This is a genomic window from Photobacterium jeanii (assembly GCF_001650345.1).
GTDB lineage: Bacteria > Pseudomonadota > Gammaproteobacteria > Enterobacterales > Vibrionaceae > Photobacterium > Photobacterium jeanii.
Genome location: NZ_LVHF01000012.1, coordinates 110,467 through 125,625, shown reverse-complemented (window position 1 = coordinate 125,625; position 15,159 = coordinate 110,467). Strand labels below are relative to the sequence as shown.

Genomic DNA, 15,159 nt, shown 5'->3' with positions numbered 1-15,159 from the left:
CTTTTTCTTATCTCAAATCTGATGTTATTTACAGTATTGTATGGTTACACCAGTACTGGCTCATCGTGTTGTTGATTGCGACGAACCCAACTTAAGCTAATGAACACCAATACCGCCATCACAGACATCACAACACCTAGGCTCATTTGGTTTTCAGCTGGCATCAATGAAGCTGCCAATGTTGCCAAACCTGCACCAAGGTTTTGTAAACCACCTAATACCGCACCGGCAGTACCTGCATGATGAGGAAACGGTTCAATCGCTGATGTTGTTGCTGCTGGGAAAAGCACACCAGCACCAATGAAGTACAAGAATGCACCACCAATCAAAGAACTGACTGTTACCATTCCCGCTAGACCTGGTACCAAAATAGTTACCGCACCTAATACGATAGCTGCCATACCAAGGTAAAGCACACGGGTATTCCCCATTTTCTTCACTAAGTTTGCCGATAACCACGAACCGCCTAAGTAACCCGGTAATGGCAGTACGAACAAAAAGCTCACCATTGTTGGCTCTAATTTCAGCACACTACCCAGTAGCACGCCTGCCGCTGCTTCAAATACTGCAATACCCGCGAAGGTTGCAATCAAGCAAAGGACATAACCTTGGAACTGACGGTTAGATAGCACGTGACGGTAGCTAACCCATACTTTTTCATTGCGACGACTTTCTTTTGGCAATGTTTCAGTGAAATGAAACATCATTGCCAAAGTAACTAGCACACCAAATCCAAGTAGGAAGTAGTAGCTCGCTTCCCAGTTAAAGTAGCTAGATAGGTAACCACCTAATACTGGCGCTAATAACGGTGAAAAGATCACTCCCATGCTTACCAAGCTGTTAGCTCGGTGCAAATCAGTACCGTTATAACAGTCACGGGTAATCGTACGACACATAGCACCACTACAACCTGTACCTGAGCCTTGGATAAAGCTAGCTAGTAGGAAGATCTCATAGCTCGGCGCCCAGATTGCCATCACTGTACCCGCTAGGAAAATAGCCATACCTAACATGATCACAGGACGGCGACCAATACGATCTGACATTGGACCATAAACAAATTGCGACAAGCCGTATGGAATTAAATATGCAGCCATAACTGCCTGTAAGTACGAAGACTCAACGGCAAAGAACTCTGACATGGCCGGAATAGCAGGCACATACATTGTTTGCGTCATTTGGCCTACGGCAGCCAAGATGATTATTAAAAATAACAAACGCGCCATTTTAGTTTCTGATGATTGCTGAACCACAGCTAAATCCCTCACAACAGAACAATATAATAAAAAACGTGATTTCTTTGAGAAAAATTGCCCTATCGCAGAATTTTACTCCAACAATAACCCTTTAGATAAATCTATAACCTATCTTAGTGATGCTATTTAGTTTCTATATCTGCTTTAAGTGGTGGTGATAGTAAAGCCGACAAGCGACTCTGGCAAGAAAATAGCGTATCAGCAAGCACGATTCTTTATTATGATTTGGATTAGAAAAGATAATGCGAAGTTATTTTAATTAACAGCATGAAATAAATTCATTGTGGGAATGGGAACAGAAATAAGTAAAAAGCACAGTGAAGAACCCAAGCCTAACGCTTGAAATGACAAAGTTGCAATTAGTGGAATAAAAGGTGAATAGTGCTGAATAGATGTTAGCAACTGACGTCAAACTTGTAATGCAGATTGGTGGCATTACTAGCATGATCAAATACTCAGCCTAGTTAGGATGAGTTAAATAGCAGAGACAAAAACGCCCTTGTTCATTACTGAAAAAGGGCGTTAATAAGTCTTAGACTCGCAGCTCTTAACCTAAAGTGCTAATTAAGGCTAGTCGAAGTTAAAACGGTGCTTACCATGAGCCGCTTTAGTTTTCAGGTATTGCTCATTACCATCTTTTACGTGCGCTTTCGTGCCTACCACTTCCGCAATCTCGATACCGTGCTCTTCAAGCTCACGGATCTTTTTCGGGTTATTTGTAATAAGGCGAATGGTGGTTACACCAAGTGCTTTCAGCATTTGTGCTGCTTCACCGAAATCACGCAAGTCATCACCAAAACCTAGGTGATTGTTCGCTTCATAGGTATTCATGCCTTGGCTTTGCAGCTCGTAAGCATCAATCTTATTGTACAAACCAATGCCACGACCTTCTTGGCGAAGGTATAGCAGTACACCGCCGTGCTCACCCATTTTATTAATGGTTTCGTCTAGCTGCTCGCCACAGTCGCAACGAGATGAATGGAAAACATCACCCGTTAGACACTCTGAGTGCATACGCACCAACGGTGGCTGTGATTGTTTGTCTGCGTCACGAAAAATAACCGCGACGTGCTCTTTACCCGACTCAAGGCCATTAAATGAAAGCAAATCAGCAGGAATGTTGCTCTTGAGACCAACTTTAAAAGGCACTCTCGCCCTTACATTTACCATCTTATTCCTAAATACTTGTTCTTTTTATGGCCCGTATAGCTCGGGTCATAGAATTACTCACCTTAAATTGCCATAGCGCATCAAGGATTAACCGTGGCAATCGTCCCATTTTTATGATGAAAAAAGGAGTTCTTGCCTACTAGATAATTTGATAATAGCTAAAATCACTGCTTGAAAACAGGATTGTCTCGCCAATGCTCTTAGTATGGCGGTGATCGGTCATAATCCATCCACCCGTAAACCAAACTTGCTTTTTAGCACTTATCAAACTGGTGTAAGCCTATTGTTATAGTATAACAATTACAACCCTTTTTAATTTAGGGTTAATGATCAAACTGATAAATCAGTCTGTGCTTAATAACAGTGGTAACGATTTTGTACTTTATGGTGTAAACCACAGCATGCCGATAGCAAAGTAAATAAAACGACCCCGCTCATAATGAACAATAGCCGTGTCCAATCCTCGCCCATCATTAATCGTTGGTTGAGCATGTTATACGTAACTGCAACCCAAAACAGCGCACCTAAACACAAAAAAACTTGATTGGCGTAAAGCACTAGCTTGCGTTTAATCAGAAATAAAAGCGGCATAGAGACTAATACCAAGCAGAAAAGCGTATTACCAAACCGTAAAAAGTGTGCCGCTAAAAGCCAGAAGCTCAACACCATGGGGATATGCCACGCGAAAGTGCTCCATTTGCTAGTAACAGTCTGTGATCTAGATGGTGGTAAAGAAGATGCTTGTACCTGAGATGGTTGCTTCATGACTTTTCTCTGCCCAAAAGTAAGTTGCAATATATATACACCTTTAATCACTAAATTGCGACTTGAGCCACCAGTTCTGACTGAAAAAGCCAGTAACCAGCTGAGAAATAAGCAACTGTGCGTTAATTTGCCCGCTGTGATTGTTATTTTTGTGAAAATCTCTAGAATTACGCCGTTTACAAGCTCATTTATGAGCAAGCCTCATTAAGTCTTACAGCACTGACGCTGTAATTGACGCAGTAAAGGAAACATCATGATTCAAGTTGTTGGTCACAAGAACCCAGATAGTGATAGCATCTGTTCAGCACTTGTTGGTGCTGCTCTTCTTAAAGCACGTGGCGTTGAAGCTAAAGCTGTTCGTCAAGGTGAAATTAACCGCGAAACGCAACACATTCTAAAAACAGCTGGTGTTGATCAGCCTGAAATGTGTACTGGCGTTGCTGGCGAAAAAGTATGGCTAGTTGACTACACTGATCTAGCTCAAGCACCAGACGACATCGCTGATGCTGAAATCGTAGGTATTGTTGACCACCACCGTCTAGGTGATGTGATGACAGTTAACCCTCTTGAAGCATGGATCTGGCCTGTTGGTTGTACTTGTACCATCATGTTCAACCTATTCAAGATGGAAAACGTAGAAATCACTCGCGAACTAGCGATCCTTATGATGTCTGCAATTCTAAGTGACACAGTTGGTTTCGCTTCTCCAACTTGTACGCAAAAAGATAAAGATGCAGTTGCTGAGCTAGCACCACTAGCTGGCGTTGAAGATCTAGACCAATTCATCAAAGATCTACTAATCGCAAAAACTGACATCCAAGGTCTATCTGCAGCAGAGCTAGTAGAGAAAGATCTGAAAGCGTACCCATTCAAAGAGCGCAACGTGGTTGTTGGTCAAATCGAGCTTGCAACACTAGAGCAAGTTGAAGACATGATCGACGAGCTAAACGCTGATCTACAACGTCGTTGTGACGAAGAAGGTCTAGCAATGGCTGCACTAATGCTAACTGACATCACAACTAGCACGACACGTCTACTTTACAAAGGTGAGTGGAACGACGTTCTAGATACGCACGCTAAAGATGGCATGCTAATGATGGAAAACACGCTAAGCCGTAAGAAGCAAGGTTGGCCTTGGCTTCAAACTGTTCTTGCTTAATCACAAGCACGAATAGATAACCGCATATAGAAAAGGAGCGCACTGCGCTCCTTTTTGTTTTTATAACAAATAGCAAACAGACTTGATGACAATTATCTCAGATTAGCTTTACTTAGCTTGCTCTGTATTGCGGATCAGTTCAGCAAAGTGAGAGACAAACTCACGCCCTACAATCTTTCCTTGACGGTAATCTACCTCTAGATCGTCTCTATCGCTCAATAACGCCCTACTCTTTAGCCCTTTCTCGGGCGCAATTTGAATAACTTTGAGCCCTTCAGGCAAGTTAGACAAGAAATCGCACTGATCTTGATAGCTCTTGTAGTATTTGGTCAGCATTTCAAGCACATCGGCATTCTTCCCCTTACCCGTTAACTTCAAAAAACGCTCAATATTATTGTGTTTAAGCCACTTCCAGCTTCCGTTATCACTTCGCGCTAATCTATGGTGCTTATGATCTTGCAATAGCAGCTTCACTTTCTCTGGGGTTGATAGCTTAGCCACCAGCTCATCGGAAAAATCAGCGTCTTGCTCTGCTATAGGATCGTCATGCCAGCTCTGTTTCCATTGCTGAAAACGCAGACGAAAATCACTTCGTGCCGTGCGTAACTTATCAAGCGACTCGTTCAAATTGAGCTTTTCAATATTTAACTTTTCAAGATACTGCGGCAGCGACTGCTCTATCTTGTCACGCCAATCATTAAATAAATCATCCCACTCATCTTGCTCTTCAACAGGCTCAGTTCGGATCACCACAACTAAATCTGCGCCTCGTCGCCATGCTTCTTGAACTGGGACTGCCGCACTGACACCACCATCAACCCACTCTAAATCGTTGATGTTCACTGGTTGGTTATACAATACGGGAATTGCGCAAGTTGCGCGTAGCACATCGTGCCAATCACTACCGAACATAGGTAGGTAAATATCATCAAGCGTATCTTTTCGGGTTGCCGACGCTAATGCCTCTTTACCCGCAAGCACTTGGCGCGCTCGCTCAAAATCTAACGGCGTAATGCCAGATGGAGAAACACAATCAATCGCCCAATCCAAATTCATGGGTTTCTGCTTGCTAAGGTATTTATAGAGATTGAAGAAGTTATCATGGGTGGTGTAATCGACAATGAAATGATAACCAAAGCGCGGCTGACGACTGATATAAGAAGATAAATTCAAAGCCCCAGCCGAGGTGCCAATATACAAGTCAAAAGGATCGAAGTTTGCTTCAAGAAACGCATCAAACACCCCTGCAGTAAAAATACCGCGCTGACCGCCACCTTGCACAACAACAGCTACTTTTTTGTATTTGCTTAACGCAAGTGCTGACGAGAAATTGTTAATTTCTTGTAAGTCAGATTCTTTGAGCGTAAATGATAAATGATTGGTCATGTGTCATCGCTAAATCGTACCTAAGAAAAAACACTCTACCACTATTCCCTGAATACAAATAGAACGAGATATGCGATATATCTCGTTCTATAAAATATCTAACCTTTTGAACAACCAGTCTATTTCTGTTAACTGGCTCACATTGTTACGCGGTAACAGAGATAAATGCAAAGCTCAGTATCATTCCAAATGCTGCCGCTACGGCAATCAACGCTAATTTAAGATCACTATCCATAATCAATCCCCTATACAACGCAGTGTTTTAACATATTTTTAACTCTTGTTTCGGGAGAGATCAAGTTTAACTATCAAGAATATGCGCAAACTTTCGGTTACTGTCACAATATGAGCATATATTAATATAAGTTGAGTAAACACAAGGATGCCGTTAATGAACAACAAGATACTTCCTGTCGCCATACTCCTACTCGCCCCATTGAGTAGTTACGCCAACCCATCCGGTTTGTATGTTACTCCTATGATTGGTTACACCTTCTCTGGCACGATGAAAACCGATGACGGCAAGAAACTGGATGTTAAGAACGCCGAAAATTACAGCCTTGCCATCGAAACAGATCTCGAACCCGGTCGAATTGGGATGTTTCTCAGTCATCAACGTACCGATACCCAAGATATAAATGGCAATACCGACTTTACTTACCTTCACTTTCAAAGCTCACTCAGATTTAAGCCCACAGATCATCTCGGCAGCTATTTTGGTGCCAGCATTGGTGGTACTTTCATTGGTGCAAATTGGTCAGATAAAGATTTGCTCTTTTCAGCAGGTTTATTTGGTGGACTTGAATATGAGATGACAGATTATGCAAAAATCGTATTGGAAGGTCGCTGGCTTGCCAATATGGTAAAAAGCAATACCACGACAATCTGTACACTGCCAAGCGGTAATGAAACCTGTAAAATCTCGATAGATTCAGAGATCCTAAACCAATTTCAAACTAATATAGGTCTACAGTTTTCGTTTTAAGACTTAATTGAAGTGGCTGCATAAATTTTCATTTGGCTGAAAATATTACCTGTTAACAGCATTATGATTACCAGATCCTGCTTTTTGGTGATTTTCCAGCCAATGAAACTCAAATTAAAAATAAAATAATCCCCTTACCCTTCAGTCAATTCCAGTCAATATCACTAGATAAAAGAACCCTAACTCATAACCATCCCTTAAACAGCGTTAATTAGTAACAATTAACACTAAAAATCACACTAGTTAACAAAGTTACACTCTATTGCTTTACATTTTCACACTCGTTAATCTCATAACAAATGCGTAACTTAACTATCTAAAAGTTACGCACAGAAATGGAAATTTTCAGTATTTATCTCTAAAGCTATAAGGGTATTTGAGATAAAGCAGTACAAGGAGCGGTTTATGAAACGAGAACAATGGGGCTCACGGGCTGGATTTATCCTTGCAGCCGTTGGCTCAGCAATCGGACTAGGGAACATTTGGCGTTTCCCTTATATGGCTTACGAGAACGGTGGCGGTGCATTTTTTATTCCATACCTTTTCGCCATGATCTCAGCCGGTATTCCATTTATGATCATGGAGTTCAGCCTTGGTCATAAACTTCGCGGTGCCGCTCCTCGCGCCTTTGCCAAGATGGGTGGCAAACTTGAGTGGCTAGGCTGGTTCCAAGTATTTATCGCAGCGATCATCGCGGTTTACTATGTGGCCATTATCGGTTGGGCTATTTCATACCTTGGTTATTCATTCGGCCAATCATGGGGCAGCGATACCAACGCCTTCTTCTTTAGTGAATATCTACAGCTTGGTGAAAACTCACCAAGTAGTCTTGGTAGCTTACAACTACACATTGCAATTCCGATGGCGCTGGCATGGGGTATCACATTTGCCGCTATTTATACTGGTGTTAAAGGCGGGATCGAGCGTGCATCAAAAATCATGATGCCACTACTTTTCCTGATGGTAATTGCGCTAATCGGTCGTGTGGTATTCCTACCAGGTGCAATGGACGGTCTAAACTACCTGTTCCAGCCTGATTTCAGTAAAATTTTGGATGCCAAAGTGTGGTCAGCGGCTTATGGTCAGATCTTCTTCACCTTGAGTGTGGGCTTCGCCATCATGATTGCCTACTCAAGTTACCTACCAGAGAAGTCTGACATTAATAACAATGCCTTCATGACAGTGCTAATTAACTGTGGTTTCTCTATCACTGCGGGTGTACTTATCTTTGGTGTGCTTGGTTACATGGCACAAGAACAAGCCAAACCATTAACAGATGTTGTTTCCGCTGGTGTCGGCTTGGCCTTTGTTACTATTCCGGCGGCTATTAACTTACTGCCACTACCGTTTATCTTAGGTCCACTGTTCTTCCTTGCACTGGTTGTTGCTGGCTTAAGCTCGCATATCTCAATCATCGAAGCGGTCACTTCAGCGATCATCGACAAACTAAACTGGAGTCGTAAAAAAGCCGCTTCCGTTGTTTGTGGTACAGGTTTTGTGGTGTCCCTTGCCTTCGCGACAAACGGCGGCCTGCTACTGCTAGACCTAGTGGACTACTTCATTAACAACGTTGCCCTACTTTCTAGCTGCTTGATTGAACTGGTAGTGATTGCATGGCTATTTAAGATTTCGGATGTACGTGATTACGTAAATAACATCTCTGAATTTAGTATTGGTAAATGGTTTGAAGTTTGTATTCGCTTCTTGAGCCCAGCGATGCTGGCAGTGATTCTAGCGACCAACTTAATCAATACCTTCAAAGAAGGCTATGGTGGCTACGCAATGTCGGATCTACTAATGCTGGGATGGGGTCTCGTCGCTGCGATGTTTGTAGTCGCGGTGATCATCAACCTATCTTCTAAATCAATCAGTCAGCAGGAGGCATAATTATGACGACAGGTGCAATTATCATGATGGTGTTTGGTCTTGGTATCACTTGGGGCGGCGCTGCTTACTGTATCTCGGTAGCGATGAACAAGAATAAGCAATCATAACTGTCACCATTTACAAGCTTACATCTCAAAGGGCGCATCGGCGCCCTTTTGTTTTGCCAATCTCGTATCAATTTAGTAAAGATTTCTTTTCCTTATCTCAATCAAGACATTACAATCGAGCTATAACTTTCTGCGGCCGTGCATAAGCTCAATGCCGTCGTCACAGATGAGATAACGACAATAATCAAGGAATGGCAATGAAGTTACCTGCTCTACTACTTTCTCTTGCACTTGTACCTGCCAGCGCGATGGCAGCTGACAACACGTGCCTATCCAATAAATACCATCAGTATATTGATGCCTCATTATCTTGGTATGAAAGCTTGGTATCCATGTCTGTTGCCAAAGATGAGAACCTAAAAGAAGTGGGCGAATGGTTCTTAGAAGGTCGTAAACACCACTTTGAACTCAATCGTCAGGCTTTTGACTGGTATCTGACACATGACCAATCACGCCTCGATTTAAGCCAATCAGTTGAATCTTGGCTGAAACTGACACAGGTCGATGTTAAAGCACTATCAGAGCAAGACAGTGAGTTAGCTACGTTTGCTAAACAAGCATTTGAAGACCGCCAGAGCAAGCCGCACCCGAAAAATTATGAATTGCGTAGTGCGTTTGCAGATCTACTCTCTCATCCCGGTGAAATTGAAAAACCACTTCAAGAGTACAACAGTAAAATCGCAGATTTAGAAAGCATCGAATGTAATGGTAAGTAACTAAACACATATTCAATGCCTAAATAAGTGATCTATAGCGGCTACCTTTCCGTATAAATGGTATACGATTTAAGGATATAGGGCATGATGCCTGTATTACTAACAAGGATGTTGTTATGAAAGGCTATCCGCTTATTTGTTTAGCACTACTTTCTAGTTATTCTTACGCCCAGCGACCAGACCAAAACTGGGAGCCGGGCATCGGTGGTGAAATATCGGTGATCACGGGTTATACCCGCTCTACCTCACAATTTAATACCGATAACAAAACCCTATCGTCACCAGATCAGAAAGCGTCTACCCAATCTAGTTTTTTAATAGCGCCACTCGGCACACTCGATTACACCTTTGCCTCAGCAGATAAACAAATCTTCTTTGGTACCCGTCGCTCAGATGTGGCGTTAGGGCGCTTTCACTTAGAGCTCGGCTATCGGCAGAAATTTGAAGACGCGGGAATTTTTAGCTTCAGTTACGTTCCGGGGCTGCTCAAACAAAAAACATGGGCCGACCCTTTTATTCTGAATGAAGACCGTGAAGAAACGAAAGTGAAAACCCGAGCGCTACGTTTAACCGCTGATAACATCATGGGTTCTAACTTTTCTGCAGAACTTGCGGTAGGTAATCAAAGCTATGACTCAGAAAAAAGTGGTTTTGCTAACTTTTCAGCCGAAGATCAAAAGTTACTAAACCGAGAAGGTAACGTTGCTTTTACCGAAGGGTCTTACAGTCAATTTGTTGGACGAGGCATGATCCTTCGTGGGGCGCTGAATTACACTCGCATTGATAGCGAAGGTGAAGCCATGGCGCACGATATCTATGGCAGTGAAGTCAGTGTTATTCAGATGATGCGCTCATCAAGTTTTATTTTAACCTTAAGCTATGACTATGCCGACTTTAACGCCATCAATCCGGTATTTGATAAGAAGCAAAAAGATCATCGCTGGGGCGCTTTCTTAGCTTACGAATATCGCGAACCCTTTGGCTGGAAAGATTGGTCAGCCATTTCGTTACTCGGCTATAACCAGTCACAATCCAATATTACGTTCTATGACGAAGACAGCCTGCTTGCTACTGTCGGTCTAGACTATAAATTCTAAAGCGCTGTTGTTATGTGACCTGATATCGCAATGCGGTATCAGGTTCAGTAGCTTAATACACGCTCACTCCGTTGTTTTATAAATAAGAATATCCAACATTACTCATTTATAACTCATATATGAAAGTTAATTTTTTGGCACCTAATTGCGCCATTATGTTATAAGTAAGAAAATTTTTAAGTAATAAAGTATATGGTAGTGGATAACCGACAAGCTGAAGCCTCTCTAGAATCTATGCATCGTATCTTTACGGTGCCAGAAGCTCCAGATTCAACCCTAGGCGCGATTGAGCTCGATATCTCGCAGAACCTGAATGAGTTTCTTCGCCATCACATCGCCGCAGTTGAAAAACCTTTAGCTGAAATCGAGAAGGATTTCTCCAACGCTGACATTCCTGAAAGCCCGAGTTTCGTCTCTGATCACACCCAGTTCCTACTGGATAAGCTGGTGGCGCAATCAGTTCATACCTCCGCACCAAGTTTCATTGGCCACATGACATCGGCACTTCCCTATTTCTTGATGCCGCTATCTAAGATCATGATTGGCTTAAACCAGAACTTGGTGAAGATCGAAACATCCAAAGCTTTCACCCCACTAGAGCGTCAAGTGCTAGGGATGATTCATAACCTGATTTTTGATCAGCAAACAGACTTTTACGATAAGTGGATGCACAGCGCCAACCACTCGCTGGGAGCATTTTGCTCTGGTGGAACCGTCGCCAACATCACAGCGCTCTGGGTTGCTCGCAATAACTTATTAAAAGCCGATGGTGATTTTCGCGGTGTCGCTCAAGAAGGGCTTTTCCGTGCGATGAAACATTATGGCTACGAAGATCTTGCCATTTTGGTTTCTGAGCGTGGCCACTATTCACTTAAGAAAGCGGCTGACGTTTTAGGTATTGGTCGTGATTGCGTTATTCCAGTAAAAACCGATGGTAATAACCGCATTCGTACCGATGAGCTAAAAGCGACATTGACCAAGCTTGAGCAAAAGCGTATCAAACCCATTGCTATCATTGGCGTCGCAGGTACAACAGAAACAGGCAACATCGATCCATTAGAAGAGTTGGCTGATATCGCCGAGCAGCATCAAATCCATTTTCATGTCGATGCAGCTTGGGGCGGCGCGACATTGATGTCTAACAAGTACCGTCATCTATTAAAAGGTGTTGAGCGTGCCGACTCAGTGACTATAGATGCGCACAAGCAATTGTATGTGCCTATGGGAGCTGGGATGGTGATTTTCAAGAATCCTGCTTCAATGACAGCAATTGAACATCACGCTGAATACATTTTACGTAAAGGTTCGAAAGATTTAGGGAGCCATACCCTAGAAGGTTCGCGCAGCGGGATGGCAATGTTGCTGTATGCTAGCTTGAACATCATTAGTCGCCCTGGCTATGAGCTACTCATCAATGCGAGTATTGAAAAAGCGCAATACTTTGCAGGACTCATTAAGCAGCAAGTTGATTTTGAATTAGTTACAGAGCCTGAACTTTGCCTGCTAACCTATCGCTATGTACCAGCTGCAACCCAGCAGGCACTTGAGTATGCAAACGATGAAGAACGCCAGCAATTATTAGAAGCATTAAACGATCTCACTCAGTTCATTCAAAAACGTCAGCGTGAATCTGGGAAGTCATTTGTTTCTCGTACACGAATTCATCCTGAAAAGTGGCAACGCCAAATAACAACTGTATTTCGAGTCGTGCTGGCAAATCCACTGACTAGCCATGAAATCCTTGATGCTGTACTTAAAGAACAACGTGTACTTGCTCAAGAAAGCACGATCAGTCTACCTGAAATAGAACGACTCACGCAGGCAATTCTAGACAGACACCAAAGCTAATCTGCAGATTACCTTCCTCACAATAACCAGAAAGCGTGTTAGTAAAAGCACGCTTTTTTCTATTCCAGTAGCACCTAGATTGCTCTACTTCGCTAAAAGCCTCTCACCATCTACTGCCCCCCCCTAGCAATTTGCCCTTATTCTGACTCAAATTATCGCCTACAAAGCGTACTGAATTACAACATAACTGCCTATTTAGCATAAGAAATGGCTATTTGTTCTAGAGATTTACCACCCTCACCTAATGTGTTGCTGGTTTTATCAGCAAACAAAGAATAAAAATAATGAAAAAAATATGTACCCGACGAATCGTTCGGTCAGAAAATAAACGATTTTCCTTCACTTTTTCTCATGAAATGGCTGCGAGCAATAATTTGAAAGCATAATTTCGCCAAAATCGTCCCTGTAAGAAATGAGATCTACGTCAACATTGGGCTTAAAAGTAAACAGTATTTGTATCAAATACCTACAGCTGATTCTTTTTCGGTATTCAGACGCTGTTAATAACGCGTCATATAAATTGATCGCAATCAAAAAAGGTGTAGATTTCGGCGCATAAAAAAGCCGTTGCACAAGGTGCAACGGCCTATTTATGAAAGATTATGACAGATTGACGGGGTCGATTTTTAACGCTTGCGTGGCGAAAAAAGCAGCGAATTAATCGCCTGCAAACATGTAACCTTCACCGTGAACAGTCACAAAGATTTGTGGGTTTTTCGGGTCGGCTTCCATCTTAGAACGCATACGACGAATCAATACATCGATAGTTCGATCGTTCGGCGCTTCAACTCGATGGCTAAGCATATTCAGAATACGGTCACGACTTAGAACCACATTTGGGTGCGAAGAAAATGCGACCAAAAGCTCGTATTCAGCCTTGGTTAATTTCACTGGAACACCGTTATGTGTCAGGGCACGTTTGTTGATATCGAACTGCCATTCGCCAAATCGAATGATGCTATCTTCTTGCAATTCAACAACCGCTTCGTCACGCGCTTTTTCTACTAAAGATATGCGCCACAACAGGTTTTTCACGCGAACAAGCAGCTCACGTAACTCAAAAGGCTTAGTTACATAGTCGTCAGCACCCATCTCTAAACCGACAATTCGGTCGATGCTATCGGTGCGTCCAGTAACCAAAATAATACCTACTTCAGAGCGGCTGCGAAGCTCACGTGTCAGCATCAAACCGTCTTCACCAGGTAGGTTAATATCTAGCATAACAAGGTCAATTTTTTCAGACTCCATGATGTCACGCATCTGCGCACCACTCTCGGCCTGACTAACCTTGTAACCCTCGTTTTCAAAGTAACCCACAAGTTTAGTACGGGTCACAATCTCGTCTTCTACAACAAGTACGTGATGACTCATCTCGATCTCTTTTCTAATTATTTGGCTATTTCTAAAACGGTAGCATAACTGGCAGTTATTCACAATTTGTCATAAATCTGCCTTAACTATTAATGCCTACCCTTATCCTTATTCACATCGTGGTTTTAAGATTAAACCATAAAAATTTATACGTCACCGTCAGTTACAGTGACATCATTCTCTTATGGAATCATCCACTATGAAAAAACTTTGGCAAAAGTTGATCAAACCAAGTAGCAAGCATTCAATCCTTGCACTTCTTTTGATCGGTATCGGTATCACCCTTGCGGGCACTTTCGTGGTACACAAAGGTTTTGAAGTTACTTCAACCCTAGAATTCTGTACTTCGTGCCACACCATGGAGCAGAACTACGAAGAGTACAAAGAAACTGTACACTTCAAAAACGCTTCAGGTGTTCAAGCAGTTTGTACTGACTGTCACCAGCCAAAAGATTTCCCAGGTAAAGTTTTCCGCAAACTGGAAGCTGCAAAAGACTTATACCACCACTTCATCACAGGCAAAATCGATACGCCTGAAAAATTTGAAGAACACCGTCTAGAAATGGCGCAAGCTGTTTGGGCACGTATGAGCAGCCAAAACTCTAAAACATGTAAGAGCTGTCACTCATACGACGATATGGATCACAGCAAGCAATCTGCTAAAGCTGCGATGGAAATGAAGAAAGCAGCTGCTGAAAACATGAACTGTATCGAATGTCACAAAGGTATCGCGCACGAACTACCTAACATGGCAGGCGGTTTCCAGAAAGACTTTGAAGCCCTACAAACTACTGCAACTAGCCAAGGTGCAAGCGCTGAGAAACTATTCTCTCTAGGCGAAAAAGACCTATACGCAGTTGCTGACGCATCAAGCAAAGCTGAAGGTAAACTACTACCTGCATCTGAAGTAACTGTGCTTGAGCGTAAAGACGACATGGTTAAAGTGAAAATCGACGGCTGGCTAGAGAAATCTGGTAAAGGTCGTGTGATGACTGAGTACATGGGTAAACGTGTATTCAAAGCAACTATCCGTGGCGATGTTAAAGCGACTGAGCAAATCATCGAAGAACAAACTGACACAGCGACTGACATCGTATGGCAGCACGTTTCTGTTGAAGCTTGGGTTACTAAAGCTGACCTAATCGACAACATCCAACCTATCTGGAACTACGCAGAAACTATGTACGCATCTACTTGCAACGCATGTCACGCGGCTCCAGACCCAGCACACTTCACTGCTAACGGTTGGATTTCTGGTCTAAATGCTATGAGCGCTTACTACCGTCTAAGCAAGACTGAAGAACGTACTCTATTGAAGTACCTTCAGAACCACGGTAAAGACACTGGCGGCGCTGGCCATCACTAATCCTGATAGGCGGAAGGGATAACCTTCCGCCCCATCCACAGAATTT

Annotated in this window: 13 protein-coding genes; 8 read left to right on the top strand and 5 right to left on the bottom strand. The window is 42.8% G+C overall.

The genetic code is table 11. From position 1 onward, the window contains the following. Positions 1-44: 44 nt before the first annotated feature. Entirely contained in the window at positions 45-1,253 is a 1,209-nt protein-coding gene (gene emrD, locus A3K86_RS02005; RefSeq protein ID WP_415860025.1) for a multidrug efflux MFS transporter EmrD, read from the bottom strand. 573 nt (positions 1,254-1,826) lie between these two features. After that, a complete protein-coding gene (locus A3K86_RS02000; protein WP_068326908.1) occupies positions 1,827-2,426 on the bottom strand; it encodes a GTP cyclohydrolase II in 600 nt (199 codons plus the stop codon). Between the two features lie 1,018 nt (positions 2,427-3,444). Between A3K86_RS02000 and A3K86_RS01990 the strand changes: the two genes are divergently transcribed. Further along, positions 3,445-4,350, top strand: a complete 906-nt coding sequence (locus tag A3K86_RS01990) for a manganese-dependent inorganic pyrophosphatase (RefSeq protein ID WP_068326903.1) — start codon at positions 3,445-3,447, stop codon at positions 4,348-4,350. Between the two features lie 108 nt (positions 4,351-4,458). Here A3K86_RS01990 and A3K86_RS01985 read toward each other — a convergent pair whose 3' ends face one another. Both A3K86_RS01985 and cydH read right to left on the bottom strand, forming a co-directional pair. After that, complete coding sequence (locus A3K86_RS01985) at positions 4,459-5,736, bottom strand: patatin-like phospholipase family protein (protein ID WP_068326900.1); 1,278 nt, start codon at positions 5,734-5,736, stop codon at positions 4,459-4,461. A 145-nt stretch (positions 5,737-5,881) separates the two neighbouring features. After that, on the bottom strand, positions 5,882-5,971 hold the full coding sequence (gene cydH / locus A3K86_RS23125; protein ID WP_107270210.1) for a cytochrome bd-I oxidase subunit CydH: 90 nt from the start codon (positions 5,969-5,971) through the stop codon (positions 5,882-5,884). Between the two features lie 156 nt (positions 5,972-6,127). Between cydH and A3K86_RS01980 the strand changes: the two genes are divergently transcribed. From A3K86_RS01980 to panP, 6 genes are all read left to right on the top strand, one after another. Then, positions 6,128-6,721: a hypothetical protein gene (locus A3K86_RS01980; RefSeq protein ID WP_068326897.1), complete on the top strand. Its 594-nt coding sequence runs from the start codon at positions 6,128-6,130 to the stop codon at positions 6,719-6,721. Positions 6,722-7,126: 405 nt separating this feature from the next. Further along, positions 7,127-8,608 carry a sodium-dependent transporter gene (locus A3K86_RS01975; RefSeq protein WP_068326894.1) on the top strand — a complete coding sequence of 494 codons (1,482 nt, stop codon included), beginning with the start codon at positions 7,127-7,129 and terminating at the stop codon, positions 8,606-8,608. Positions 8,609-8,610: 2 nt separating this feature from the next. After that, the gene (locus tag A3K86_RS22585; protein WP_107270212.1) at positions 8,611-8,715 is read left to right on the top strand and encodes a MetS family NSS transporter small subunit; all 105 of its coding nucleotides are present in this window, start codon (positions 8,611-8,613) and stop codon (positions 8,713-8,715) included. A 197-nt stretch (positions 8,716-8,912) separates the two neighbouring features. Next, the gene (locus tag A3K86_RS01970) at positions 8,913-9,431 is read left to right on the top strand and encodes a hypothetical protein (RefSeq protein WP_068326891.1); all 519 of its coding nucleotides are present in this window, start codon (positions 8,913-8,915) and stop codon (positions 9,429-9,431) included. Positions 9,432-9,547: 116 nt separating this feature from the next. Beyond that, on the top strand, positions 9,548-10,528 hold the full coding sequence (locus A3K86_RS01965; RefSeq protein WP_068326888.1) for a DUF2860 domain-containing protein: 981 nt from the start codon (positions 9,548-9,550) through the stop codon (positions 10,526-10,528). 192 nt (positions 10,529-10,720) lie between these two features. After that, on the top strand, positions 10,721-12,376 hold the full coding sequence (gene panP, locus A3K86_RS01960) for a pyridoxal-dependent aspartate 1-decarboxylase PanP (protein WP_068326885.1): 1,656 nt from the start codon (positions 10,721-10,723) through the stop codon (positions 12,374-12,376). A 657-nt stretch (positions 12,377-13,033) separates the two neighbouring features. Here panP and torR read toward each other — a convergent pair. Continuing rightward, positions 13,034-13,747, bottom strand: a complete 714-nt coding sequence (torR, locus tag A3K86_RS01955; RefSeq protein WP_068326883.1) for a two-component system response regulator TorR — start codon at positions 13,745-13,747, stop codon at positions 13,034-13,036. Between the two features lie 199 nt (positions 13,748-13,946). On the opposite strand from torR, the gene torC reads away from it, so the two are divergent. Beyond that, positions 13,947-15,113 (top strand): pentaheme c-type cytochrome TorC, encoded by a 1,167-nt coding sequence (gene torC, locus A3K86_RS01950; RefSeq protein WP_068326880.1) that lies wholly within the window; start codon positions 13,947-13,949, stop codon positions 15,111-15,113. The last annotated feature ends 46 nt before the right edge of the window (positions 15,114-15,159 follow it).

Bases quoted from the DNA above. Each gene is read 5' to 3' on its own strand.
- torR (WP_068326883.1), bottom strand. From the start codon at position 13,747: ATGAGTCATCACGTACTTGTTGTAGAAGACGAGATTGTGACCCGTACT.
- A3K86_RS01990 (WP_068326903.1), top strand. From the start codon at position 3,445: ATGATTCAAGTTGTTGGTCACAAGAACCCAGATAGTGATAGCATCTGT.
- cydH (WP_107270210.1), bottom strand. From the start codon at position 5,971: ATGGATAGTGATCTTAAATTAGCGTTGATTGCCGTAGCGGCAGCATTT.
- A3K86_RS01985 (WP_068326900.1), bottom strand. From the start codon at position 5,736: ATGACCAATCATTTATCATTTACGCTCAAAGAATCTGACTTACAAGAA.
- A3K86_RS01975 (WP_068326894.1), top strand. From the start codon at position 7,127: ATGAAACGAGAACAATGGGGCTCACGGGCTGGATTTATCCTTGCAGCC.
- A3K86_RS01980 (WP_068326897.1), top strand. From the start codon at position 6,128: ATGAACAACAAGATACTTCCTGTCGCCATACTCCTACTCGCCCCATTG.
- torC (WP_068326880.1), top strand. From the start codon at position 13,947: ATGAAAAAACTTTGGCAAAAGTTGATCAAACCAAGTAGCAAGCATTCA.
- A3K86_RS02000 (WP_068326908.1), bottom strand. From the start codon at position 2,426: ATGGTAAATGTAAGGGCGAGAGTGCCTTTTAAAGTTGGTCTCAAGAGC.
- A3K86_RS22585 (WP_107270212.1), top strand. From the start codon at position 8,611: ATGACGACAGGTGCAATTATCATGATGGTGTTTGGTCTTGGTATCACT.
- panP (WP_068326885.1), top strand. From the start codon at position 10,721: ATGGTAGTGGATAACCGACAAGCTGAAGCCTCTCTAGAATCTATGCAT.
- A3K86_RS01970 (WP_068326891.1), top strand. From the start codon at position 8,913: ATGAAGTTACCTGCTCTACTACTTTCTCTTGCACTTGTACCTGCCAGC.
- A3K86_RS01965 (WP_068326888.1), top strand. From the start codon at position 9,548: ATGAAAGGCTATCCGCTTATTTGTTTAGCACTACTTTCTAGTTATTCT.